Raw genomic sequence first — 22,263 nt, 5'->3', positions numbered from 1 at the left:
TCCCCACTTGCGTTCCGACACCCCCGGCAAGGAGGCCGACACGTGTCAGCAGCAACCGAGATCCCCGCAGCCGTCCCGAACCCGACGGGCACGGAACCGAAGCCCCAGCGGCGCAAGGGCGGGCTCAACGCCGAGCACGGCCGGTGGGCCGTGTACCTCATCGGCCCGACGATCGTGCTCCTGGCGGTCGTCATCGGGTACCCCGTGGTCAGCGCGGTCATCCAGTCGTTCCAGCTCGACCAGGGCCTCGACAAGGCGACCGGTCTGTTCGTCGAGGGCGGCTTCGCCGGAGTCACGAACTACGTGCACTGGCTCGGCCAGCGGTGCGGGGACGTCGCGTGCCCACCAGGCAACCTCGGCTCCCAGTTCTGGGTCGCCTTCGGGAACACGTTCTTCTTCACGATCGTGACAGTGGTCCTCGAGACCGTCATCGGTCTGTGGATGGCGATCATCATGAACCGCAACTTCAGGGGCCGCGCCCTCGTCCGCGCCGCCATCCTGGTGCCGTGGGCGATCCCGACCGCCGTCACCGCGAAGCTCTGGTACTTCATCTTCGACGCGAACGGCGTGCTCAACCACGTGATCGGGCACCAGGTCCTCTGGTTCTCCGACGAGTGGGCGTCTCGGTTCGCGATCGTCATCGCCGACACCTGGAAGACGACGCCGTTCATGGCGTTGCTGATCCTCGCGGGCCTGCAGCTCATCCCCGAGGACGTCTACGAGGCGGGGAAGATGGACGGCGCTTCGACGCTCCAACGCTTCTTCCTCATCACGCTGCCGCTCGTCCGGCCGGCCCTGATGGTCGCCATCCTGTTCCGTGTCCTCGATGCCCTGCGCATCTACGACCTCATCGCGATCATGACCGGCGGTGGTGGTGGTTCCGGGAACGCGACCGTGTCGCTGTCGGTGCTGGTCGTCGACCAGATCCGGCAGGGGTTCAACGCCGCATCCGCCCTGTCCACCATCACGTTCCTCATCGTCTTCATCGTCGCGTTCGTCTTCGTCCGGTTCCTCGGCGCGAACGTCGTGCAGACGCAGGCAGCCCAGCAGAAGGGTGAACTCAAGTGACCCTCGCAGCAGATCGTCCCCGGCGCACCGCCGCGACCCGCGACCGGGCGACGGACCGTCCCGACGTGCGGGTCCGACGCGAGACGGGCCCGAAGCTCCGGACCGCCGTGCAGGCCGTCGTCATCGCCGTCTGGTGCCTCCTGCCGTTCTACTGGATGGTGGTCACGAGCTTCCGCGAGGTCGGGTACACGTTCGACGCCACCCCGTGGTTCACCCACGTGACCCTCGACAACTACGCGACCGCGTTCTCGACGGCACTGGGCAACCACCTCGGCCGAGCCCTCCTGAACAGCGTGTTCATCGGCGTCGCCGTGACCGTCATCGCCCTGCTCGTCGGCACCACGGCGGCGTACGCGCTGGCCCGGCTCGAGTTCCGCGGCAAGTCGTTCATCGCCGGTGCGATCCTGGCCGCGTCGATGTTCCCCGGTGTCGCCCTCATCTCGCCGCTGTTCCAGCTGTTCACCGACATCGGCTGGATGGGGTCGTACCAGGCACTCATCCTGCCGAGCATCTCGTTCGTGCTGCCCTTGACCGTGTACACGCTCGCGTCGTTCTTCCGCGAGATGCCGTGGGACCTCGAAGAGGCCGCCCGCATCGACGGGTGCACCCGGGTGCAGGCGTTCCGGCGGATCATCCTGCCGCTCGCGGCGCCCGCGGTGTTCACCACGGCGATCCTGGCGTTCATCTCGAGCTGGAACGAGTACCTCATCTCGTCGCAGCTCTCGAGCGACGCGACACAGCCGGTGACCGTGGCGATCGCCTCGTTCGCCGGGTCGCAGCCGCACCAGGAGCCCTACACGGCGGTGATGGCCGCCGGCACGATCGTCACGATACCGCTCGTGGTCCTCGTGTTGATCTTCCAGCGGCGCATCGTGGCGGGGCTCACCGCCGGCGGCGTGAAGGGCTGACGGCCATGGCCCAGCGCGGACCCACCCGTCCCACCGCCCACATCGAGGAATCGATCGGCTTCGTCGGCATGTTCGGCGTGCTGTTCCTCGGCGTCACGGTGTTCTGCGAGCTCACCGGGCGACCGGCACTCGGCTGGGCGCTCACCCTGCTGGTGTGCGTGCTCGGCGTCGTCGCCCTCGACCGCTGGCGGGTGCGGGTGCTCCGCCGGCACGCCGAGGTCGACGGTGTCGGTGCCACTCCCGCCATCGCTGGGTTCCGCACCGCGCGCGGCGACGACCACCGGCGCCGGCCACGACCCTCCGCGGACGGGCGGGTGCACCGGCACAGCGGGTGGGACGAGCTCGCACCAGCCGGTCGTCGAGCGCCGCACGGCGCCCGCCGGGCCGCAGCGGCCGTCGCGCACGCAACCCCCGGCACTGCGGCCGACCGACCGGCGGACGTGACGCACGGGACGGACGGCTGACGGGCCTCCCGGGTCGCACCGATGGGGATCCAGGAGATCGCGACCGTCACGGGGCTGTCGAAGTCGACGGTGTCGCGGGCGCTCCGCGGCATGTCGAACGTGGCCGACACCACGATCGACGAGGTGCGCCGGGTCGCCGACGAACTCGGGTACGTCCCGAGCTCGGCGGCGGCCGGTCTCGCCACCGGTCGTCAGCGCGCCGTCGGGGTGGTCGTGCCCGTCATCGACCGATGGTTCTCCGTGCAGGCGCTCGGCGGTGTCGACGCGGAGCTCCGCCAGGCCGGGTACGACCTGGTCCTCTACAACCTCGGCGGCCCGGGCGGCGACCGTGACCGGGCGTTCCGGCGCTCGATGCTGCGGCACCGCGTCGACGGCCTCGTGCTGCTCTCCCTGGTGCTCGACGCCACCGAACGGGCCGAGCTCGAACTCAGCCGACACCCGATGGTCGTCATCGGCGGCCCCGCACCGGGCCTGCGGAACGTGGGCGTCGACGACCGCGAGGTCACCCGGATCGCCGTCGAGCACCTGCACGGACTCGGGCACCGGCGGATCGCCTACGTGGGCGGCCAGGACGAGGCCGGCCTGAACGTCGCCGTGCCGCACCTGCGTCGGGACGGGTTCCTCGACGCGGTGCGGTCGGCGGGGTCCGCGGTGCCGGAACGGTGGTCCCTGGACGGTCGGTTCTCGTTCGCCGGTGGGACCGCCGCCGGGGCCGTGCTGTTCGCCGAGCCGGCGACCGCGCGACCGACGGCGGTGCTCTGCGCCTCGGACGAGATGGCCCTCGGCGTCCTGCTGGCCGCCCACCGAGCCGGCCTCGCAGTACCCGAAGCCGTGTCCGTGATGGGGATCGACGGCCACGAGTTCGGTGCCACCGTCGGACTCACCACCGTCGCGCAGGACCCGGTCGCCCAGGGGCGGACCGCGGCGCGGGCGGTGCTCGCCGAGGTCGACGGCGGTGTGGCCGGCCCGATCGCGGCGGCACCGGCGCACCTGGTCGCCCGAGCGTCGACGGGGCCGCCGCCGGGGTGAGGTCGGCGGCGCGTGGGTGGCGTGGGCGTGGGCGGCGTAGGCGTGGGCGTGGGCGTGATCGACTCGGAACGACGTTCCCGATGTCTCACGACAACGGCGATGTCGTTCCGAGCCGACGCAGCCCCCGCGGCCCTCCCTCCCTCGCTCGGCTCGGCTCGGCTCGGCTCGGCGTAGCCTCGCCCGCATGGAGGTCACGAAACTCGAACACGCCTGCCAGATCATCACCGAGGGCAACACCCGCCTGGTGCTCGACCCGGGCAACTTCACCCGCCCGGTCGACGTCACGGGTGTCGTCGCCGTCGTCGTGACCCACGAGCACCCGGACCACGTCACGCCCGAACAGCTGCACCGGATCCTCGCCGCCGACCCCGATGCCGTGGTGTTCGGCCCCGAAGGCGTCCGCGCGGCGCTCGCCGACTCCGGCATCGCGGTCGAGGTCGTGACCGACGGCGACCACCGCACCGTCGGCCCGTTCGAGCTCTCCTTCCACGGCACCCGACACCAGCTCATCCACTCCTCGGTGCCGATCGTCGACAACACCGGCGTGCTCGTGAACGGCCGGCTGTTCCACCCGGGGGACTCGTACACGGACCCGGGCGTCCCCGTCGAGGTCCTCGCAGCGCCCGTCGGGGCACCGTGGCTCAAGGTCGGCGAGATGATGGACGCCGTCGCCGCGATCGCGCCGTCCCGCGCGTACCCGATCCACGAGGCCACGCTCTCCGACATCGGCTACGACATGCACACGGGGCGGCTGCGCGAGGCCGTCGAACCCGCGGGGTCGCTCGTCGTGCTGCGGCCGGGGGAGTCGCTCACGATCTGACCGCGCGGGCGGACGGGAGGCCCGTGGCGGGCCCGCCCCGCGCCTCCCTTCCGAGGGGCGGTCGCGTCCACGGCCGCGCGACCGATGCGTGCGCATGTTGCGACAGACTGCGCGTCGTTCGACGGGTGTTTCGTCGCTCGATGCGCACGCAACGGATGCGTGTGCAGGTTGCGACAGAACGCGCGTCGTTCGACCGGTGTTCCGTCGGGATCTGCACGTGCAGCGAGCGCCGTATGCCGGGCGCAGCACGACGGCGCACCCGGGCGACACGCCCCGTTTTGGTGCGGATGCAGGGCTTGTGCAATACTTGTCGAGTTGTCGGAACGGCCCCATCGTATAGCGGCCTAGTACGCTGCCCTCTCACGGCGGTAACGCGGGTTCGAATCCCGCTGGGGTCACCACAGGTGACATGCTCCGAGTCCGACAACAGCCGCGGCCCCATCGTATAGCGGCCTAGTACGCTGCCCTCTCACGGCGGTAACGCGGGTTCGAATCCCGCTGGGGTCACCAGCACACGAAACCCCCGTCGAGCTCCTGCTCTGCGGGGGTTTCTTCGTCCCCTCCGACAGGCGGTGTCGACCCGGCTCGGCACATGTGCGCATCCACAGACCGTCCAGGTGCGGGCGATCGCGGGCGCCGCGGGTGGGGCGGTACCCTGTCGACGTCGCCAGACCCGGCAGTGGGGCCTGCCGGACCCAACCGCGCACCAGCCGCCAACGGTCCCTATCCCGAACACCGCACGCGCGGAGACGATCCGGCGTGCTCGGCGATAGGAGTACCGATGACCGATGAGCGCCCACCACACCTGCGATGGGGCTTCATCGCCCTGGTCGCCCTCGGCGGCGCGATCGGGACCACCGTCCGCGCACTGCTCGCTGCAGCGTTCCCCGCCCACGATGGCATCAGCTGGACCATCCTGGCGATCAACGTCGTCGGGGCGTTCTGCCTCGGGTTCCTGCTCGACGCGCTCGCACGCCGCGGCGCCGACGTCGGTCGTCGTCGTGCGGCCCGGCTGTTCGTCGGCACCGGCGTCCTGGGCGGCTTCACGACCTACAGCACGCTCGCGGACGACACCGCGCAGCTGCTCGACCTCGGCCGGTGGACGGCCGGCAGCGGGTACGCCCTGCTGTCGGTCGTGCTCGGACTCGCCGCGGTCGTCCTCGGTCTCTGGGTCGCCGCGGCCACCCGGCCCCGCACCCGCCCCGAACCGCTGCAGGACACCCGATGAGCCCCGTCGAACTGCTCCTCGTCGCGGTCGGCGGGGGAGCAGGCGCTGCGCTTCGCTTCGTGCTCGACGGGCTCGTCAAGGGCCGCGTGGCCCGTTCGCGGTTCGCCGGGTTCCCGGTCGGCACGCTGCTCATCAACGTGTCCGGGTCGCTCCTGCTCGGCGTGCTGACGGGCCTCGGACAGGCCGGCACCATCCCCGCCTCGACGGTCGCGGTGCTCGGGACGGGCATGATGGGTGGGTACACGACGTTCTCGACGGCGAGCGTCGAGACCGTACAGCTCCTCCGATCCGGCAAGACCCGGCTCGCCGTCCTGAACGGCCTCGGGATGCTCGTCGTCTCGGTCGGCGCAGCTGCGCTCGGCCTCTGGATCGGAAGGAACTCATGACCTCGGAACGCCCCGGCGAACTCGTCCTCGTCCGTCACGGAGAGACGGAGTGGTCGAAGAGCGGGCAACACACCGGCCGCACCGACATCCCGCTCACCGACAACGGCGTCGAGCAGGCGAAGCGCGCAGGCCGGTACCTCGGGGACCGGTCGTTCGCGCTGGCGCTGTCGAGCCCGCTGCAGCGCGCCCGCGACACCGCACACCTGATCGGCGTCGAGCCGGAGCTCGACGAGGACCTGTACGAGTGGGACTACGGCGCGTACGAGGGCCTCACCACCCCGCAGATCAAGGTGCTGCGCCACGGACCGTGGGACCTGTGGACCGACGGCGTCCCCGCCGGCGACACCCCCGGTGAGAACGCCGCCGAGGTCCGGGTCCGCGTCGAGCGCATCCTGAACCGTGCCCGTCCGGTGCTCGCCGAGGGCCACGACGCCGTGTTCATCGCGCACGGCCACGTGCTGCGGGCGCTCGGCGCCGCGTGGATCCGGCTCGCACCGCAGGACGGTGCCGTGCTGAAGCTCGGCACCGCTTCGGTCAGCGTCCTGGGCTACGAGCACGGTCGCCCCGTCATCGACGCCTGGAACATCCAGCCGCGCGACTGACGCGCTGGTGGGGCGTCCGGTGCTCGCGAAAGCGACAGACCCGCGGCACCCGGTGCGGTCCCGTCCGCGAGGGCGACAGACTTCAGCGGTTGTTCCGCAGCGATCTGTCGCTTTCGCAGAGCGCGCTGGTCGTGACCACGGACGGACGGGAGGCCCGTGGCGGCCCCGCCACGGGCCTCCCGTCCGTCGTCCGCGCCCGTTCCTTCCCCTGTCACGCGCGATGGCAGGCGGAATCGGGCATCCCTGGTCGGAAGGAATGACCAGGAACGCCCGGAACGACCGGGTGCGTCAGACGGTCCGGATGGCGCTGGTCGCACCGAGGGCACGGCCGCGCCGGCGCTCGATCGCGCGCCCGACGAGCAGCAGCCCCACGCTGACCACGGCACCGAGCACGGTCTGCGCGATCCGGTCGAGCGCGAGCAGCTGGGGCGCCTCGGGCAGGCTCAGCCACGAGACCGCCAACGCAAGCGGGGTGAGGAACAGCAGGCACACGGCGTAGTTCCGGGCGACGAAGATCTCGGCGAAGAACTGCCCGACGACGGCCAGCACGACGATCCACCACGCCGCCGGTTCGAGCAGCAGGACGCCGACCGCGACCACGGTGCCCCCGATCGTGCCGACCACACGCTGCCCGGCGCGGACGACGGTGTGCCGCTGCCGGATCGCCGGCAGCGTCGACACCACCGCGATGACGGCCCAGTACGGGTGGCCGAGTCCGGGGATCGACTCCGCGACCGCACCGGCGACGAGGGACCCGACGACGTTGAGCCCGACGGTCTCCCACAGCGCCGGCGTGCGCAGGACCGCGAGCGACCGGTGCTTGCGGTCGGCCAGCGGGCGGAACCGGTGCGGGGCGTGCGGGTGGAACACCCGGCGGAGCACCGAACCGGACATCGCGACGAGCCACGCCCAGACCACCGAGCACACGATGATCGTCGCGACGAGCGGGACGTCCGCCGGACGCATCGGGACGAGTGCGGACACGACGAACGCGAACACCGGGAAGATCGGCTGAGCGGGGATCGCCCGGAGCGCGGAGAGGGTGCAGACCGCGACCACCAGGGCGACGACGAGACCCACGGCCTGCAGCCAGAGCGGCGACCCGACGAGCCCGACCCCGATGCCGGCGAACATGCAGAGCGTCTGCAGCGCCCCGGCGACCCCGGTGGTGACGGCACGCTGCCGGTAGGGCTCGGTCGCACCGAAGATGGCGGTGAACCCGGCGAACATGGCGAAGGCGGCGTACCCCGGCATCCCGAGGGCGATGAGCAGCGCGAGCGGTGCGCCACCGGCGATCGCGGCGCGGGCCGCGCCCTCGAGGTTGATGGTCCGGGTCGAGTGCGCAGGTGTCGTCATGTCGTCCCCATCTTCCCACCGCGACAGGTGTCGGGGAGTCGCCCCGGGCCTCCAGGCCGCGCCGTCACGGGGTGACGGGCGTGCGACGGCGGGGTGACGGACCCGCGACGGGCGGGGTGCCGCATGTGCGACGGGCGGGGTGCCGCGCGTTGGTATACCAATGGTAGAGTCTGCTGATCGTGCCGCGGTCGCGGCGCAACGACGAGGACGAGGAGGGCCGGGCTCATGGGAAAGACGCTCGCCGAGAAGGTGTGGGACGACCACGTCGTGGTCAAGGGTGAGGACGGCAACCCCGACCTCCTCTACATCGACCTCCACCTCGTGCACGAGGTGACGAGTCCGCAGGCGTTCGACGGCCTGCGGCAGGCCGGTCGGCCGGTCCGTCGCCTCGACCTGACGATCGCGACCGAGGACCACAACACCCCCACGCTCGCCATCGACCGCCCCATCGCGGACCCGACGAGCCGGATCCAGATCGAGACCCTCCGTCGCAACTGCGAGGAGTTCGGCGTCCGCCTGCACTCCCTGGGTGACAAGGAGCAGGGCATCGTCCACGTGGTCGGCCCGCAGCTCGGCCTCACCATGCCCGGCATCACCGTGGTCTGCGGCGACTCGCACACCAGCACCCACGGGGCCTTCGGCGCGATGGCCTTCGGCATCGGCACGTCCGAGGTCGAGCACGTCCTCGCCACGCAGACCCTGCCGCTCAAGCCGTTCAAGACGATGGCGATCACGGTCGAGGGCACGCTGCGCCCCGGGGTGACGGCGAAGGACATCATCCTGGCCGTCATCGCGAAGATCGGCACCGGCGGCGGCCAGGGCTACGTGCTCGAGTACCGCGGCTCCGCGATCCGCGCGCTCTCGATGGAGGGGCGCATGACGATCTGCAACATGTCGATCGAGGCCGGTGCCCGCGCCGGCATGGTCGCCCCCGACCAGACGACCTACGACTACGTGCAGGGCCGCGACCACGCCCCGACCGGTGCGGACTGGGACGACGCCGTCGCCTACTGGGAGACCCTCGCCACCGACGACGACGCCGTGTTCGACGCCGAGGTGTTCATCGACGCCGACGACCTCGAGCCCTTCGTCACCTGGGGCACGAACCCCGGCCAGGGCGTCTCGCTGTCCGAGAACGTGCCGGACCCGTCGAGCTACAGCGACCCCAACGACCAGGCCGCAGCACGCCGAGCCCTGGAGTACATGGACATCACCGCCGGCACCCCGATGAAGGACATCGCCGTCGACGCGGTGTTCATGGGGTCCTGCACGAACTCGCGCATCGAGGACCTGCGGGCCTTCGCGTCGATCATCAAGGGCCGCACCAAGGCCGACGGCGTCCGGGTGATGGTCGTGCCCGGCTCCGCCCGCGTCCGGCTCGAGGCCGAGGCCGAGGGACTCGACAAGGTGTTCACCGAGTTCGGCGCCGAGTGGCGGTTCGCGGGCTGCTCGATGTGCCTCGGCATGAACCCGGACCAGCTGGCGCCGGGGGAGCGCTGTGCGAGCACCTCGAACCGCAACTTCGAGGGGCGCCAGGGCAAGGGCGGCCGTACGCACCTGGTCTCGCCGCTCGTCGCCGCGGCCACCGCGGTGCGCGGCACGCTGTCCAGCCCGTGGGACCTGGAGACCGACGACGAGATCGCGGCGGCGACGTCCGCCACCGCCACCGAGGGGACCTTCTGATGGACAAGATCACCACCGTCACCGGCATCGCGGCCCCGCTCAAGCGGTCCAACGTCGACACCGACCAGATCATCCCCGCGGTCTACCTGAAGCGCGTCACGAAGACCGGCTTCGAGGACGCCTTGTTCTCCGGGTGGCGCCAGGACCCCGACTTCGTCCTGAACCAGGAGCGCTACCAGGGCGCCCGCGTCCTGATCGCCGGCCCCGACTTCGGCACCGGGTCGTCCCGCGAGCACGCCGTCTGGGCGCTCCGTGACTTCGGCTTCTCGGTCGTGATCTCGCCCCGGTTCGCGGACATCTTCCGGGGCAACGCCGGCAAGCAGGGCCTGGTCACCGCGATCGTGACCGAACCGGAAGTCGAGCGGCTGTGGGCCGTCATCGAGGCGAACCCGGGCGTCCAGGCGACGGTCGACCTCGTGACGCAGCGCGTGTCGCTGGGGGATGTGGACGTCCCCTTCGAGATCGACGCTTACACTCGTTGGCGGTTGATGGAAGGGCTCGACGACATCGGGCTCACCCTCCGTGACGAGACCTCGATCACGGAGTTCGAATCCCGCCGCTCCAGTTGGCGGCCGAAGACATTGCCGGTGAAGTAGTGAACTCTCTCGTACAGGACGCAGCGGCCGCAGGGGCGCGCGTGGGCCTCACGTCGGACGAGATCGTCATCCGCGGGGGCAAGCCCCTCGTGGGGCGCATCGAGGTCCGTGGGGCGAAGAACCTCGCGACCAAGGCCATGGTGGCGTCGCTGCTCGGTGACACCCCGTCGATCCTCCGTGACGTGCCGGACATCTCCGACGTCAAGGTGGTCCGCGGGCTGCTCGAGGTGCACGGCGTGCGCATCACCGATCCGGCACGAGGCGAGCTCATCCTCGACCCGTCGCGCGTCGAGTCGGCGCACTTCGCCGAGATCGACGCCCACGCCGGCTCGAGCCGCATCCCGATCCTGTTCTGCGGCCCGCTGCTGCACAAGCTCGGCGAGGCGTTCATCCCCGACCTCGGCGGCTGCCGCATCGGCGACCGCCCGATCGACTTCCACCTCGACGCGCTCCGCGCCATGGGCGCGGTCGTCGACAAGCAGGTCAACGGCATCCACCTGACGGCCCCGGACGGCCTGACCGGCGCCTCCATCGAGCTGCCGTACCCGAGCGTCGGCGCCACCGAGCAGGTCCTGCTCTCGGCGACCCTCGCCAAGGGCGTCACGGAGCTGCGGAACGCCGCGATCGAGCCCGAGATCATGGACCTCATCGCGATCCTGCAGAAGATGGGCGCCATCGTCTCGGTCGAGCCGAACCGTGTCATCTTCATCGAGGGTGTCGAGTCGCTCCGCGGCTACACGCACCGTGCGATCAACGACCGCAACGAGGCCGCGAGCTGGGCCTCTGCAGCGCTCGCCACCAACGGCGACATCTTCGTCGAGGGTGCGAACCAGCAGGAGCTCATGACGTTCCTCAACGTCTTCCGCAAGGTCGGCGGCGGGTTCGACATCCAGGAGGACGGCATCCGGTTCTACCGCGAGCTGGACACCCTGAAGCCCGTCGTCATCGAGACCGACGTGCACCCCGGCTTCATGACGGACTGGCAGCAGCCGCTCGTCGTCGCGCTGACGCAGGCCGACGGCCAGAGCATCGTGCACGAGACCGTCTACGAGAACCGCTTCGGCTTCACCGACGCCCTGAACGAGATGGGTGCCGACATCGTCGTGCACAAGGAGGGGCTCCCCGGCCACGACCGCCGTGTCGCCCGCCGACCGTTCGAGCAGGCCGCCGTCGTCACCGGGCCCACGAAGCTGCACGCCGCGAACGTCCGCGTCCCCGACCTGCGCGGTGGCTTCAGCCACCTCATCGCGGCGCTGACCGCCGAGGGTGAGTCGCACATCACCAACGTCGGCATCATCAGCCGCGGCTACGAGCACTTCATCCCGAAGCTGCGCAAGCTCGGCGCCGACTTCGACTTCGCTGGGTAGGCACCGTGCGGGCTGAAGGCAAGGGCGACGGTCTGGAGGCCCGTGGCGGCTCCGACGCGCAGGTAGCGACCGGCATCCCAGTGCGTGGGCGCCGGTGGCGCCGCGGCGAGCTGAACACCGCGTTCCGCATCGTCGCCTCCATCGTCATCCCGACGTTCCGGTTCTCGGCGCGCTACCACTGGCACGGCCCGAACCGCCTGCCGGCCGAGGGCGCGTTCGTGCTCGCGCCGAACCACTTCACGAACATCGACCCGCTGGTCGTGGGCACCGCCGTGTACATCTCGAAGCGGGCGCCGCGGTTCCTGGCGAAGGCGTCGCTGTTCACGGTCCCCGTGGTCGGCAAGCTCATGTCCGGCATGGGGCAGATCCCGGTCGAACGCTCCGGCCGGACGCGTCTGAGCGACCCGCTCGGCGGCGGCCGGTCGCTCGTCGAGCAGGGCGGGGCGATCATCGTCTACCCCGAGGGCACGCTCACGCGCGACCCGGACCTGTGGCCGATGCGCGGCAAGACGGGCGCGGTCCGGATCGCGCTCGAGAACGACGTCCCGATCATCCCGATGGCCCACTGGGGCACGCAGAACATCATGGCGCGGTACGGCAAGAAGCTCCGGCTGTTCCCGCCGTCGCGCGTCGACGTGATCATCGGCGACCCGGTCGACCTGTCGGCGTACCGTGGTCGGCCGATCGACCAGCAGATGCTCGGCGAGGCCACCGAACTCGTCATGCGCGAGATCACCGCGCTGCTCGAGGTGCTCCGTGGTGAACGGGCACCCGCGACCCGCTGGGACCCGGCGGCGAACAACCAGAAGGAGACCGGCCGGTTTGAGTGACCTCCGCCCCCACGACGACCGACCCGACCCCGCTGCGGCGGCTCCCGGGGCCTTCGACACCGCTGCGATCCGGGTGGTCATGCAGTCGACCGACAAGCCCCGGGTGGCCGTCATCGGTGCCGGCAGCTGGGGCACCACGTTCGCGAAGGTGCTGGCCGAGGGCGGTGCGTCCACCGTGGTGTGGGCAAGGCGCCCCGAGGTCGCCCGCGAGATCACCGAGACCAAGCGCAACTCGGACTACCTGCCCGGCATCAACCTGCCGCGCACGCTGACCGCCTCGACGTCCCTCGAGCGCGTGCTCGACGGTGCCTCGCAGGTGTACGTCTCGGTGCCCTCGCAGACCCTGCGCTCCAACCTCGCCGCGATCCGCGAGCTGCTGCCCGCCGACGTGCCGGTCGTCAGCCTGATGAAGGGCGTCGAGAAGAGCACGGGGCTGCGGATGAGCGAGGTCCTGCTGCAGGGCCTCGGCATCGACCAGGACCGCATCGCCGTGGCCAGCGGGCCGAACCTGGCGCTCGAGATCGCCCGCCGGCAGCCGACCGCCGCCGTGGTGTCGTCGTCCTCGCTGGAGACCGCCACCGACGTCGCCGCCGTCGCGACGAACCCGTACTTCCGGTCGTTCATCAACACCGACGTCATCGGCACCGAGTTCGGCGGCGTGCTGAAGAACCTCATCGCCGTGGCGATCGGCATCGTCGACGGGGTCGGCTACGGCGAGAACACCAAGGCCTCGATCATCACCCGCGGCCTGGCCGAGATGACCGACTTCGCGGTGTCGCTCGGTGCGCAGTCGTCCACGCTGTCCGGGCTCGCGGGCCTCGGCGACCTCATCGCCACGTGCCAGTCGCCGCTGTCGCGGAACAACACCGCCGGGCGGCTGCTCGGTCAGGGCTACCGGTTCGACGAGGTCGTCCGCCAGATGAACCAGACGGCGGAGGGGCTGGCCTCGGTCGCCCCGATCCTCGAGCTGGCCGCGGCGAACGGTGTCGACATGCCCATCGTCAGCCAGGTCGGCGAGGTCCTCGCCGGTAGGCTCGATCCGCGCAACATCGCGCCGCACCTCACCGAGACCGACGAGCCGCAGGGCGAGTGACCGGTCCCGCACCGAGTCACGAAGGGACTCCCGTGCCCACGATCCCCGAGGGAACCCCCATGCCCAGGACCACCGTCGCCGTGCTCTTCGGCGGTCGATCGAGCGAGCACGAGATCAGCTGCGTGACCGCCGGCGGCATCATGGACGTCGTCGACCGGTCCGAGTACGACCTGGTGCCGATCGGGATCACCCAGGACGGTGCCTTCACGCTGCAGTCCGACGACCCGGCGCAGTGGACGATCCGCGACGGCGCGCTGCCGACCGTGGCCGACAACGGCACGCGGATCGCGTTCCCGACGTCCCCGGCCACGAACGAACTCGTCGTGTCGCACCCCGACGGCACCGTCACCGCGATCCCGGTCGACGTGGTGTTCCCGATCCTGCACGGCCCCTTCGGTGAGGACGGCACGATCCAGGGCCTGCTCGAGATCGCCGGGCTGCCCTACGTCGGCGACGGCGTGCTCGCGAGCGCCCTGGCGATGGACAAGCACGTCGCCAAGGCCGTGCTCGAGCACGCCGGGCTGCGGGTCGCCCCGTGGACCACGGTGCTCCGCCGGCAGTGGGCGGCCGACCCGGTCGACGTCGCCGAGACGGTCGCGGCACACGGCTGGCCGCTGTTCGTCAAGCCGGCCCGAGCGGGATCGAGCATGGGCGTCTCGCGCGTCGACGACCCCTCGCAGCTGGGTGCCGCCATGGACCTGGCGTTCGAGCACGACTCCAAGGTCATCATCGAGCCGCGGGTGATCGGCCGCGAGGTCGAGGTGGCCGTGCTCGAGGGGCGCGACGGTGCGCCGCGGACGAGCCTGCCCGGCGAGATCGTGGTGGCCGAGGACGGCTTCTACGACTTCGCCTCGAAGTACCTGGGCGGCGACGAGTCGCTCCTCTGCCCGGCCCCGCTGACCGAGGCGCAGACCGACGAGATCCGCTCGATCGGCGCGCGCGCGTTCGAGGCCATCGGCGGTTCGGGCCTGGCCCGTGTCGACTGCTTCCTGACCGACGACGGCTTCGTCGTGAACGAGGTCAACACGATGCCGGGCTTCACGCCGCTGTCGATGTACCCGCGCTGCTGGGCGGCGTCGGGCGTGTCCTACGGCGAGCTGGTCACCGAGCTCATCGAACTGGGTCGCGCCGCCGTCCGCTGACCAGGTCGGTCAGCCCTGCACGTCCGCCGGGTCGAGGCACTCGTGTCCGTCCTTCGGCAGCGACGACACGGCGTCGGACAGCTCCTGCACGACCGACGTGGTCTTCGTCGAGTCGACGACGACCTGCACGGCCGGCGACCGTCCGAACGTGGTGAAGACGACCTGGTCGCCGCGGTCGTCGCGGATCCAGTCGACGCCGCCCTGCGAGAAGCACGGCAGGTCGGACACGGTGGGCACGGCGACGCCGCAGTGGTAGATCGCCACCTCGGGGTCGCCCCAGGCCGCCGTGGCCTGTGCGTTCGTGTTCCGCAGGTCGAACTTGGAGCCCACGGTCGCGGGCAGTCGGACCTGCACGGCGGCACACGCTGCGGCGTCGGCCGACGGCGCTGCGGTCATCGAGACGGCGTTCGTGCACCCGGTCAGCCCGGCGGCGAGGGTGATCACGACCCCGACGATCGCGAGGGTCCGAGGGGTGCGGCGCGCGGTGTCCATCACCGTCCAGGCTACCGTTCTCGTGTGGACGCGACGGACGACGCCTGGACCGGACCGACGGTGGGGGAGCTCGGCGAACTCGTCGTCCTCGACCGGATCACGAGCCGCCTGCCGACCGGGACGCCGATCCTCGGCCCCGGTGACGACTGCGCGGTGGTGGCAGCACCCGACGGTCGGTTCGTCGTCACGACCGACATGATGGTCCACGGTCCGGACTTCCGGTGGGCATGGTCGTCGCCGACGGACGTCGGGTGGAAGGCCGCCGCCACGAACCTCTCCGACGTCGCGGCGATGGGTGCGGTGCCGAGTGGCCTCGTGATCGCCCTGGCCGCGCCGCAGGACACCCCCGTCGCGGTCCTCGAGGGCATCGCCGACGGCTTCCGGCTCGCCGTCGACGCGCTCGCGCCGGGGTGCGGGGTGGTCGGTGGGGACCTCTCCACCTCGGCCACGTTCACGGTCACCGTCACCGCCTTCGGGGACCTGCGCGGCCTCGCACCCGTGCTGCGGTCGGGCGCCCGGGTCGGTGACGTGCTCGCGGTGTCCGGCGAGACGGGTCGTGCCGCACGTGGGCTGTCCCGGCTGTTCCGCGACGGCGTGGACGACCGGGGCGAGCCGGACCGCGCAGCGACCGTGACGAGCGGCGCCGACACGGACCCCAACGTCGGACGGCAGCGTCGCCCGGTACCGCCGATCGCCGACGGCCCGCTCGCCGCGCAGACGGGGGCCACCGCGATGCTCGACCTGTCGGACGGCCTGGCGATCGATGCCGGCCGGCTGGCGCGCGCGAGCCGCGTCACGCTGGAGATCGACGCCGAGGCCGAACTCGACGACGCCGCGCTGCACGGCGGCGAGGACCACGGACTCCTCGCCACGTTCCCCGCCGACGTCGTCCTGCCCGGGGGCTTCCGCCGCATCGGCGTCGTGCGGGAGCGTGGCGACGCAGACCTGTTGCGCGCCGGCTCCCCGGTGCCGACGACCGGCTGGGACCCCTACGCCGACTGGGACGGCGCCGCCGGCTGACCCGGCTGACCCGATCCGGTCGGTGCAGGACCGTGTTGCGACAGGACACGCGTCGTTCGACAGGTGCACTGTCGCAGAGCGCGTGCACAGGCGCACCGCGCCTCAGTCGGCGGCGACGGCCTCCCACGCGACGGTCTCGCCGTAGCTGCGCTTGCTGAACGGCGCGAGCCCCGTCGGCCAGGTGGGTTCGGGGGAGCGCTTGCTCCGCTCGACCACGACGACGGCGTCGGGAGTCAGCTTCGGCGCCAGCGCCTCGAGCACCTCGGCGAGCTCGTGCTCCGTGACGTCGTAGGGCGGGTCGATGAACACCAGGTCGAAGGTGCGGACGGTTCCGCGCAGGTACCCGAGCACGGGCTGCGGCTGCACGTCGATCCGGACACCGGGGATCCGCTGCTGCACCGCCTTCGCGTTCGCCCGGCACGCCTGCGCCGCTGCGGACGCCCGGTCCACCAGGACCACCTCGACGGCCCCGCGCGATGCCGCTTCGAGCCCGAGCGCGCCCGTGCCCGCGTACAGGTCGGCCACCGACGTGTCCTCGACCAGTCCCCGCGCCTCGAGCGACGAGAACAGCGCCTCACGCACGCGGTCGCTCGTCGGCCGGGTGCCGGACTTCGGCACGCGGAGCGTCAGGGAGCCGGCGGCGCCGGCGATGATGCGGGTCATGCAGCCACCGTATCGGCCCGGCGGGTCCGTTCCGGCGTTCTCCACAGGCCCGTTCGGGAGGCGCGGGTGGGGTCGGTCGTGCCCGGTACCGTTGGACCGTGGTCACCTCCGGAACCCCCGCTGCGCCGGCCGCGCCCGACCTCGGTCCGGCGCCGCTCGACGCGCGGCTCGCGAACGTCCTCGGCGGTCGGACGGCGACCGCGATCGAGAAGGCCTTCGGCTACCGCACGGTGGGGGAGTTCCTCGAGCACGCGCCGCGTCGGTACGCCGAGCGTGGTGCGCTGACGGCCCTCGACTCGCTCGCGATCGGCGAACCGGTCACCATCGTGGCCGAGGTGGTCGACGTCCGCGAACGCACCATGCGCGCGCGTCGTGGCTCCATCCTCGAAGCGAAGATCGGTGACGGCAAGGGGCTGCTCACCCTGACGTTCTTCAACCAGGGATGGCGCACGAAGGACCTCGTGCCCGGCGCCCGCGGCATCTTCTCCGGCAAGGTCAGCGACTACCGCGGTGCCCGGCAGCTCGCCCACCCGGACTACGAGCTGTTCGACCCGGACGACCCACGGGCCACCGCCGACCCCGGTTCCGACGAAGCGATCCGGTGGTCGCGCCAGCCGATCCCGATCTACCCGGCGACGGCCTCGCTCACCTCGTGGCAGATCGCGAAGTCCATCGGCATCGTCCTCGACACCCTGCCGGACCTGCCCGACCCCGTGCCCGCGTCCGCGCGGTCCCGGCTCGACCTCGTGCCGTTCCGCCGGGCTCTCGAACTGCTGCACCGCCCCGAGAAGGTCGCCGACTTCAAGCGCGCGCAGGACGCCCTGCGCTACCGCGAGGCGTTCGTGCTGCAGACCGCCCTGGTGCAGCGCCGGATCGCGGCCCGTCGCACCGCGGCGACGCCGCGCGTGGCCGCTCCCGGTGGCATCCTCGAACGCTTCGACGCCACCCTGCCCTTCACGCTGACCGACGACCAGCGTGCCGTCGGTGCCGACATCGACCACGACCTCGCCCGTACCTGGCCCATGCACCGCCTGATCCAGGGTGAGGTCGGTTCCGGCAAGACCCTCGTGGCGATCCGGGCCATGCTCACCGTGGCCGAGTCCGGCGGGCAGTCCGCGCTCATCGCCCCGACCGAGGTGCTTGCGGCGCAGCACCTGCGGTCCATCGTGAAGTTCCTCGGTCCGGACCTGGCGGCCGAACTCCGACCGGTGATCCTGACGGGGTCGCAGTCCACCGACGAACGCCGTCGTGCCCTGCTCGCCGCGGTGTCGGGCAGCTCACGGCTGGTCGTCGGCACCCACGCCCTCCTGGGCGACCGGGTGGACTTCGCCGAGCTCGGACTCGTGGTGGTCGACGAGCAGCACCGCTTCGGCGTCGAGCAGCGCGAGGCCCTCCGCACCAAGGGCACGACCCCGCCGCACGTGCTCGTGCTCACGGCCACACCGATCCCGCGCACCGTCGCGATGACCGTGTTCGGCGACCTCGACGTCTCGACCATCACGGGCATGCCGTCGGGGCGTGCCGGCGTCGAGACCTTCACCGTCCCGCTCGCGGAGCACCCCGGCTGGGAGCCCCGGATCTGGTCGCGGATGGCCGAGGAACTCGCGAAGGGCCGGCAGGCGTTCGTCGTCTGTCCAGCCATCGACGACGCCCACACCGAGGACGACGGGGAGCCGGAACCCGCCGAGGCCGAGGCCGACGCCCCGAAGCGCGCTCCTGCGACCGTCCTCGCCACGGCCGAGCGGATGCGCACCATGCCCGCGCTCGAGGGGCGCTCGATCGCGGTCCTGCACGGCCGGATGACCGCCGACGAGAAGGACCGCGTGATGACGTCCTTCGCCGCCGGTGACCTCGACGTCGTCGTGGCCACGACCGTGATCGAGGTCGGGGTCGACGTGCCGAACGCGGCGATGATGGCGGTCCTCGACGCCGACCGGTTCGGTGTCTCGCAGCTCCACCAGCTGCGCGGTCGCATCGGCCGTGGGCAGTGGGCCGGTGTCTGCCTGCTCGTCACCACGGCCGAGCTCGAGACCACCTCGCGTGAGCGCGTCGAGGCGGTGGCCGCCTCGGACGACGGCTTCGAGCTCGCCCGGATCGACCTCGAGCTCCGACGCGAAGGCGACGTCCTGGGTGAACGGCAGTCCGGAGGGCGGTCCTCGCTCAACCTGCTCCGGGTGGTCGAGCACGCGGACCTCATCGTCGACGCGCGCGAAGAGGCCGAGCGGGTACTCGAACCCGACCCGGAGCTCGAGGGGTCGCCGGCCCTCCGCGACGCGCTCGCCCGGCGCCTCGACGAGTCCGACGCGGCGTTCCTCGGCAAGAACTGACCCGGGGGCACGACGGCGCGCGCGGTATCGTCGCTGCCATGGCGCAGATCGCGGTGGTCCCCGGTTCCTTCGACCCCGTCACCCTCGGGCACCTCGACGTCATCGGCCGCGCGGCCGGGCTCTTCGACGAGGTGCACGTCCTCGTGGTGCACAACCCCGACAAGAAGCCGGCGATGTTCGAGGCGGTCGACCGGGTCCGGCTCATCCGGGACTCGCTGGTCGAGGTCGGCGCGCCCGGGACGGTCACGGTCGGCGAATGGACGTCGGGCCTGCTGGTCGACTACTGCCGGCAGGTCGGCGCGAAGGTCCTGGTGAAGGGCGTGCGGTCCGGCGAGGACGTCGCGTACGAGACCCCGATGGCCATCATGAACCGCCACCTGGCCGACGTCGAGACGGTGTTCCTGCTGCCCGAGGCGTCACGGGCGCACGTGTCGAGCTCGCTCATCCGCCAGGTGTCGTCCCTCGGCGGCGACGTCACGCCCTACGTGCCGAAGACCGTCGCGGACGCCCTCGCGGCCCGCTGAGCGTCCCCGGGGCGGCACCGCGTCCGGACACGCCTGTCGCCACCTCGACTCTCGGCCTGGATCGCGCTAGGCTTGTCGATCGTGTCTTCCCCCGTGAACAGCCCCTACGCCCTGCGCGTGCGCGACCTCGCGCACCGGCCGGGCGAGATGCGCGAGCACTCGCTCGACATCGAGGTGCCCGACGCGATGGGGGCCGGTCTGATCGCCGTCCGCCAGGGTGCGGAACTGCGGATCGACGTCAAGCTCGAAGGCCTGCACGAGGGCGTCCTCGTGTCCGGGCACGCTTCAGCCGACGCCGCGGGGGAGTGCTCGCGCTGCCTCATCGACATCAGCGAACCGATCGAGGTCGATTTCGCCGAGCTGTTCGCGTATGATGCCTCGGAGGATTTCGACTTCTTCGTTCGCGATGACCACGTGGACACCGAACAGGTCGTTCGAGATGCGGTGGTGCTGTCGCTGCCGTTCCAGCCGGTCTGCCGACCGGACTGCCCAGGACTCGACCCGGTGACGGGTGAGCGTCTGGCCGACCTCGGCGAGCAGCCCGCTCGTCAGGTGATCGACCCCCGGTGGGCAGCGCTCAGCGGGATCGCTCTCGACGACAGTGCTGCAGGATCCACCGACGGTGACACCACCGCACCGAAGACCACCGAGGGCGAGGAGCGGGCCGAGACCGAGTAGGTCCCGACACCGCCAGCCCCCGTTCCGACCACCGACCAACCGAAAGAGATTCACCATGGCCGTTCCCAAGCGCAAGCAGTCCCGTGCGAACACGCACGCCCGTCGTTCGCAGTGGAAGGCCACGCCGATCCAGCTCGTCAAGACGATCGAGAACGGTCAGGTCACCTACAGCCTCCCGCACCGCGCGAAGGTCGTCGAGGACTCGGCCGGCACGCCCCTGTACATGGAGTACAAGGGCCGCAAGGTCGCCGACGTCTGATCGGACCGAACGCATGACGACAACGTCCGGCGCTGCGGGGTCTCGCCCCGCGGGGCCGGACGTCGTTCGTCTGCAGGGCATCCTCGGGGTCGACATCGATCTCGAGCTGCTCCAGCTCGCCCTGACGCACCGTTCCTACGCCTACGAGCACGGCGGCATCAAGCACAACGAGCGCCTCGAGTTCCTCGGGGACTCGATCCTCGGCCAGGCCGTGACCGTGAAGCTCTACCGGTCGTTCCCCGACCTCGACGAAGGCGACCTCGCCAAGCGTCGAGCGAGCCTGGTGTCGACCGTGGCGCTGGCCGAGATCGCCCGGATGATCGGGCTCGGCCGCTACCTGCGCCTCGGCAAGGGCGAGGAACAGACCGGTGGGCGCGACAAGTCGTCGATCCTGGCCGACACGGTCGAAGCCGTGATCGGCGCGACGTACCTGTCGGCCGGCCCCGACCCGGCCACCGAGCTCGTGCTCCGTCTGGTCGAGCCGCTCATGATCGACCCGGACCGCTTCGGCGCCGCGATGGACCCGAAGACGAGCCTGCAGGAGCTCGCCTCGAGCCGCTCGCTCGGCAACCCGGCGTACCGCGTCACCGAGACCGGCCCGGACCACGACAAGACCTTCACGGCCACGGTCGTCCTGCAGGGCGAGGACATCGCCACCGGCACCGGGTCGAGCAAGAAGGCAGCCGAGATGGCGGCCGCGCTCGACGCGTGGACGCGGCTGTCCGGTCGAGCGGCCTGACCGCGTGCCCGAACTCCCCGAGGTCGAGGTCGTCCGCGCCGGCCTCGAACCCGCCGTCAGCGGCGCGCGGGTCCTGCACGTCGACGTGGTCGACGACCGTGCCCTGACCCGGCACGACGGCCCCGCCGAGGACTTCGCCGACCGACTGACCGGTCGCACCATCGCCGCCGCCGTCCGCCGGGGCAAGTTCCTCTGGATGCCGCTGCAGCCCGAGCACGACGGGGACCGCCCCGAGGCACTCGTCGCCCACCTCGGCATGAGCGGGCAGATCCTGCTGGGCCGTGGTCGGCAGGCGGCGAAGCACCGGCGGATCCTCATCGACGTGCAGCCCGCGGGCACCGACCGTGCGGGTGCGCCGGAACCCCCGGTGGAGCTCGAGTTCGTCGACCAGCGCACGTTCGGTTCGATGGCGATCGACGCGATGGTGCCGACGATCGACGGTGCTCCCGCCGGGTTCGGCGGGCAGGTCGACGCGACCGACCCCGACGCCGTGTGGCGCCGCTGGGTGCCCGGCCAGGTGTCGCACATCGCGCGTGACCCACTCGATCCCGCGTTCGACGACGACCGGTTCACCGCGATGGCCCGGAAGCGCTCGAGCGGCATCAAGCGGGTGCTGCTCGACCAGGGTGTCGTGAGCGGCATCGGCAACATCTACGCCGACGAGTCGCTGTGGGCGGCGAAGCTGCACTACGACCGCGCCGCCGACCGGCTCACCCGCGCCGACCTGCGACGCCTGCTCGACGAGGTCCGCGCCATCCTGCGCCGGGCGCTCGAGGACGGCGGCACGAGCTTCGACGCCCAGTACGTCAACGTGAACGGGCAGTCCGGGTACTTCTCGCAGCGCCTGAACGTCTACGGCCAGCAGGGCAAGCCGTGCCCCCGCTGCGGCACCACGATCGTCCGCGAGGCCTTCATGAACCGGTCGAGCCACATCTGTCCCGTGTGCCAACCGCGTCCCCGTGCCCGCACGCGTTAGCCTGACGCCAACC

General features: G+C 71.4%; 24 protein-coding genes and 2 tRNA genes. 23 read left to right on the top strand and 3 right to left on the bottom strand.

The genetic code is table 11. The features are described 5' to 3' along the window. The first annotated feature begins 42 nt into the window (after nucleotides 1-42). The 10 genes from ACL00U_RS10700 to ACL00U_RS10655 all read left to right on the top strand — a co-directional run bounded on the left by ACL00U_RS10700 (nucleotide 43) and on the right by ACL00U_RS10655 (nucleotide 6,505). The gene (locus tag ACL00U_RS10700) at nucleotides 43-1,068 is read left to right on the top strand and encodes a carbohydrate ABC transporter permease (RefSeq protein WP_017887131.1); all 1,026 of its coding nucleotides are present in this window, start codon (nucleotides 43-45) and stop codon (nucleotides 1,066-1,068) included. 65 nt (nucleotides 1,069-1,133) lie between these two features. Then, entirely contained in the window at nucleotides 1,134-1,976 is an 843-nt protein-coding gene (locus ACL00U_RS10695; RefSeq protein ID WP_051067388.1) for a carbohydrate ABC transporter permease, read from the top strand. 5 nt (nucleotides 1,977-1,981) lie between these two features. Then, nucleotides 1,982-2,440, top strand: coding sequence for a hypothetical protein (locus tag ACL00U_RS10690; protein ID WP_017887133.1), 459 nt, complete (start codon nucleotides 1,982-1,984; stop codon nucleotides 2,438-2,440). Between the two features lie 21 nt (nucleotides 2,441-2,461). Next, nucleotides 2,462-3,469, top strand: a complete 1,008-nt coding sequence (locus ACL00U_RS10685) for a LacI family DNA-binding transcriptional regulator (RefSeq protein WP_017887134.1) — start codon at nucleotides 2,462-2,464, stop codon at nucleotides 3,467-3,469. Between the two features lie 184 nt (nucleotides 3,470-3,653). After that, nucleotides 3,654-4,289 (top strand): MBL fold metallo-hydrolase, encoded by a 636-nt coding sequence (locus tag ACL00U_RS10680; protein ID WP_194590453.1) that lies wholly within the window; start codon nucleotides 3,654-3,656, stop codon nucleotides 4,287-4,289. Nucleotides 4,290-4,614: 325 nt separating this feature from the next. Beyond that, nucleotides 4,615-4,690, top strand: a tRNA-Glu gene (locus ACL00U_RS10675). Nucleotides 4,691-4,723: 33 nt separating this feature from the next. Next, nucleotides 4,724-4,799, top strand: a tRNA-Glu gene (locus ACL00U_RS10670). A gap of 271 nt (nucleotides 4,800-5,070) precedes the next feature. Next, nucleotides 5,071-5,517, top strand: coding sequence for a fluoride efflux transporter FluC (locus ACL00U_RS10665; RefSeq protein WP_412873384.1), 447 nt, complete (start codon nucleotides 5,071-5,073; stop codon nucleotides 5,515-5,517). Further along, nucleotides 5,514-5,903 carry a fluoride efflux transporter CrcB gene (gene crcB, locus ACL00U_RS10660; RefSeq protein ID WP_042539687.1) on the top strand — a complete coding sequence of 130 codons (390 nt, stop codon included), beginning with the start codon at nucleotides 5,514-5,516 and terminating at the stop codon, nucleotides 5,901-5,903. Before ACL00U_RS10665 ends, crcB begins: the two co-directional genes overlap by 4 nt. Further along, nucleotides 5,900-6,505, top strand: a complete 606-nt coding sequence (locus ACL00U_RS10655) for a histidine phosphatase family protein (protein ID WP_017887138.1) — start codon at nucleotides 5,900-5,902, stop codon at nucleotides 6,503-6,505. Before crcB ends, ACL00U_RS10655 begins: the two co-directional genes overlap by 4 nt. Nucleotides 6,506-6,793: 288 nt before the next feature. Here ACL00U_RS10655 and ACL00U_RS10650 read toward each other — a convergent pair whose 3' ends face one another. Then, a complete protein-coding gene (locus ACL00U_RS10650; RefSeq protein WP_274007222.1) occupies nucleotides 6,794-7,861 on the bottom strand; it encodes an FUSC family protein in 1,068 nt (355 codons plus the stop codon). Between the two features lie 225 nt (nucleotides 7,862-8,086). On the opposite strand from ACL00U_RS10650, the gene leuC reads away from it, so the two are divergent. From leuC to ACL00U_RS10620, 6 genes are all read left to right on the top strand, one after another. After that, a complete protein-coding gene (leuC, locus tag ACL00U_RS10645) occupies nucleotides 8,087-9,544 on the top strand; it encodes a 3-isopropylmalate dehydratase large subunit (protein ID WP_056068985.1) in 1,458 nt (485 codons plus the stop codon). Beyond that, on the top strand, nucleotides 9,544-10,140 hold the full coding sequence (gene leuD, locus ACL00U_RS10640; RefSeq protein WP_042539681.1) for a 3-isopropylmalate dehydratase small subunit: 597 nt from the start codon (nucleotides 9,544-9,546) through the stop codon (nucleotides 10,138-10,140). Before leuC ends, leuD begins: the two co-directional genes overlap by 1 nt. Then, entirely contained in the window at nucleotides 10,140-11,507 is a 1,368-nt protein-coding gene (gene murA, locus ACL00U_RS10635; protein WP_031259726.1) for a UDP-N-acetylglucosamine 1-carboxyvinyltransferase, read from the top strand. Before leuD ends, murA begins: the two co-directional genes overlap by 1 nt. Before the next feature lie 5 nt (nucleotides 11,508-11,512). Further along, complete coding sequence (locus tag ACL00U_RS10630; protein WP_017887143.1) at nucleotides 11,513-12,337, top strand: lysophospholipid acyltransferase family protein; 825 nt, start codon at nucleotides 11,513-11,515, stop codon at nucleotides 12,335-12,337. Between the two features lie 79 nt (nucleotides 12,338-12,416). After that, nucleotides 12,417-13,430, top strand: coding sequence for an NAD(P)H-dependent glycerol-3-phosphate dehydrogenase (locus ACL00U_RS10625; RefSeq protein WP_031259730.1), 1,014 nt, complete (start codon nucleotides 12,417-12,419; stop codon nucleotides 13,428-13,430). A 59-nt stretch (nucleotides 13,431-13,489) separates the two neighbouring features. Further along, nucleotides 13,490-14,572 (top strand): D-alanine--D-alanine ligase family protein, encoded by a 1,083-nt coding sequence (locus tag ACL00U_RS10620; protein WP_042539679.1) that lies wholly within the window; start codon nucleotides 13,490-13,492, stop codon nucleotides 14,570-14,572. Nucleotides 14,573-14,581: 9 nt separating this feature from the next. On the opposite strand, the gene ACL00U_RS10615 is transcribed toward ACL00U_RS10620, so the two are convergent. Continuing rightward, nucleotides 14,582-15,064 carry a DUF3515 family protein gene (locus ACL00U_RS10615; protein ID WP_017887146.1) on the bottom strand — a complete coding sequence of 161 codons (483 nt, stop codon included), beginning with the start codon at nucleotides 15,062-15,064 and terminating at the stop codon, nucleotides 14,582-14,584. Between the two features lie 24 nt (nucleotides 15,065-15,088). Here ACL00U_RS10615 and thiL point away from each other — a divergent pair, with 24 nt between their 5' ends. Then, a complete protein-coding gene (thiL, locus tag ACL00U_RS10610; RefSeq protein WP_412873383.1) occupies nucleotides 15,089-16,084 on the top strand; it encodes a thiamine-phosphate kinase in 996 nt (331 codons plus the stop codon). Between the two features lie 102 nt (nucleotides 16,085-16,186). On the opposite strand, the gene ACL00U_RS10605 is transcribed toward thiL, so the two are convergent. Further along, on the bottom strand, nucleotides 16,187-16,747 hold the full coding sequence (locus ACL00U_RS10605) for an RsmD family RNA methyltransferase (protein WP_017887148.1): 561 nt from the start codon (nucleotides 16,745-16,747) through the stop codon (nucleotides 16,187-16,189). 98 nt (nucleotides 16,748-16,845) lie between these two features. Here ACL00U_RS10605 and ACL00U_RS10600 point away from each other — a divergent pair, with 98 nt between their 5' ends. The 6 genes from ACL00U_RS10600 to mutM all read left to right on the top strand — a co-directional run bounded on the left by ACL00U_RS10600 (nucleotide 16,846) and on the right by mutM (nucleotide 22,250). Further along, a complete protein-coding gene (locus ACL00U_RS10600) occupies nucleotides 16,846-19,074 on the top strand; it encodes an ATP-dependent DNA helicase RecG (RefSeq protein WP_412873382.1) in 2,229 nt (742 codons plus the stop codon). Between the two features lie 38 nt (nucleotides 19,075-19,112). Next, entirely contained in the window at nucleotides 19,113-19,598 is a 486-nt protein-coding gene (gene coaD, locus ACL00U_RS10595) for a pantetheine-phosphate adenylyltransferase (RefSeq protein ID WP_017888275.1), read from the top strand. A 93-nt stretch (nucleotides 19,599-19,691) separates the two neighbouring features. After that, nucleotides 19,692-20,276, top strand: a complete 585-nt coding sequence (locus ACL00U_RS10590) for a YceD family protein (RefSeq protein WP_017888274.1) — start codon at nucleotides 19,692-19,694, stop codon at nucleotides 20,274-20,276. A gap of 55 nt (nucleotides 20,277-20,331) precedes the next feature. After that, nucleotides 20,332-20,535, top strand: coding sequence for a 50S ribosomal protein L32 (rpmF, locus tag ACL00U_RS10585; protein ID WP_017888273.1), 204 nt, complete (start codon nucleotides 20,332-20,334; stop codon nucleotides 20,533-20,535). Nucleotides 20,536-20,548: 13 nt separating this feature from the next. Beyond that, nucleotides 20,549-21,274 carry a ribonuclease III gene (rnc, locus tag ACL00U_RS10580; protein WP_017888272.1) on the top strand — a complete coding sequence of 242 codons (726 nt, stop codon included), beginning with the start codon at nucleotides 20,549-20,551 and terminating at the stop codon, nucleotides 21,272-21,274. Nucleotides 21,275-21,278: 4 nt separating this feature from the next. Further along, the gene (gene mutM / locus ACL00U_RS10575) at nucleotides 21,279-22,250 is read left to right on the top strand and encodes a bifunctional DNA-formamidopyrimidine glycosylase/DNA-(apurinic or apyrimidinic site) lyase (RefSeq protein ID WP_017888271.1); all 972 of its coding nucleotides are present in this window, start codon (nucleotides 21,279-21,281) and stop codon (nucleotides 22,248-22,250) included. Nucleotides 22,251-22,263: the final 13 nt, after the last annotated feature.

It is taken from the genome of Curtobacterium poinsettiae (assembly GCF_047226435.1).
Classification (GTDB): Bacteria; Actinomycetota; Actinomycetes; order Actinomycetales; family Microbacteriaceae; genus Curtobacterium; species Curtobacterium poinsettiae.
Note: the sequence above shows the minus strand (reverse complement) of the source record. Positions and strands in the feature narration are given on the sequence as shown.

What these genes read in the sequence shown, in the direction of transcription:
- ACL00U_RS10655 (WP_017887138.1), top strand. Translation starts at nt 5,900, where the DNA reads ATGACCTCGGAACGCCCCGGCGAACTCGTCCTCGTCCGTCACGGAGAG.
- leuD (WP_042539681.1), top strand. Translation starts at nt 9,544, where the DNA reads ATGGACAAGATCACCACCGTCACCGGCATCGCGGCCCCGCTCAAGCGG.
- ACL00U_RS10625 (WP_031259730.1), top strand. Translation starts at nt 12,417, where the DNA reads ATGCAGTCGACCGACAAGCCCCGGGTGGCCGTCATCGGTGCCGGCAGC.
- ACL00U_RS10650 (WP_274007222.1), bottom strand. Translation starts at nt 7,861, where the DNA reads ATGACGACACCTGCGCACTCGACCCGGACCATCAACCTCGAGGGCGCG.
- ACL00U_RS10605 (WP_017887148.1), bottom strand. Translation starts at nt 16,747, where the DNA reads ATGACCCGCATCATCGCCGGCGCCGCCGGCTCCCTGACGCTCCGCGTG.
- ACL00U_RS10620 (WP_042539679.1), top strand. Translation starts at nt 13,490, where the DNA reads ATGCCCAGGACCACCGTCGCCGTGCTCTTCGGCGGTCGATCGAGCGAG.
- ACL00U_RS10690 (WP_017887133.1), top strand. Translation starts at nt 1,982, where the DNA reads ATGGCCCAGCGCGGACCCACCCGTCCCACCGCCCACATCGAGGAATCG.
- coaD (WP_017888275.1), top strand. Translation starts at nt 19,113, where the DNA reads ATGGCGCAGATCGCGGTGGTCCCCGGTTCCTTCGACCCCGTCACCCTC.
- crcB (WP_042539687.1), top strand. Translation starts at nt 5,514, where the DNA reads ATGAGCCCCGTCGAACTGCTCCTCGTCGCGGTCGGCGGGGGAGCAGGC.
- leuC (WP_056068985.1), top strand. Translation starts at nt 8,087, where the DNA reads ATGGGAAAGACGCTCGCCGAGAAGGTGTGGGACGACCACGTCGTGGTC.
- ACL00U_RS10685 (WP_017887134.1), top strand. Translation starts at nt 2,462, where the DNA reads ATGGGGATCCAGGAGATCGCGACCGTCACGGGGCTGTCGAAGTCGACG.
- ACL00U_RS10665 (WP_412873384.1), top strand. Translation starts at nt 5,071, where the DNA reads ATGACCGATGAGCGCCCACCACACCTGCGATGGGGCTTCATCGCCCTG.
- rnc (WP_017888272.1), top strand. Translation starts at nt 20,549, where the DNA reads ATGACGACAACGTCCGGCGCTGCGGGGTCTCGCCCCGCGGGGCCGGAC.
- rpmF (WP_017888273.1), top strand. Translation starts at nt 20,332, where the DNA reads ATGGCCGTTCCCAAGCGCAAGCAGTCCCGTGCGAACACGCACGCCCGT.
- ACL00U_RS10680 (WP_194590453.1), top strand. Translation starts at nt 3,654, where the DNA reads ATGGAGGTCACGAAACTCGAACACGCCTGCCAGATCATCACCGAGGGC.
- ACL00U_RS10615 (WP_017887146.1), bottom strand. Translation starts at nt 15,064, where the DNA reads ATGGACACCGCGCGCCGCACCCCTCGGACCCTCGCGATCGTCGGGGTC.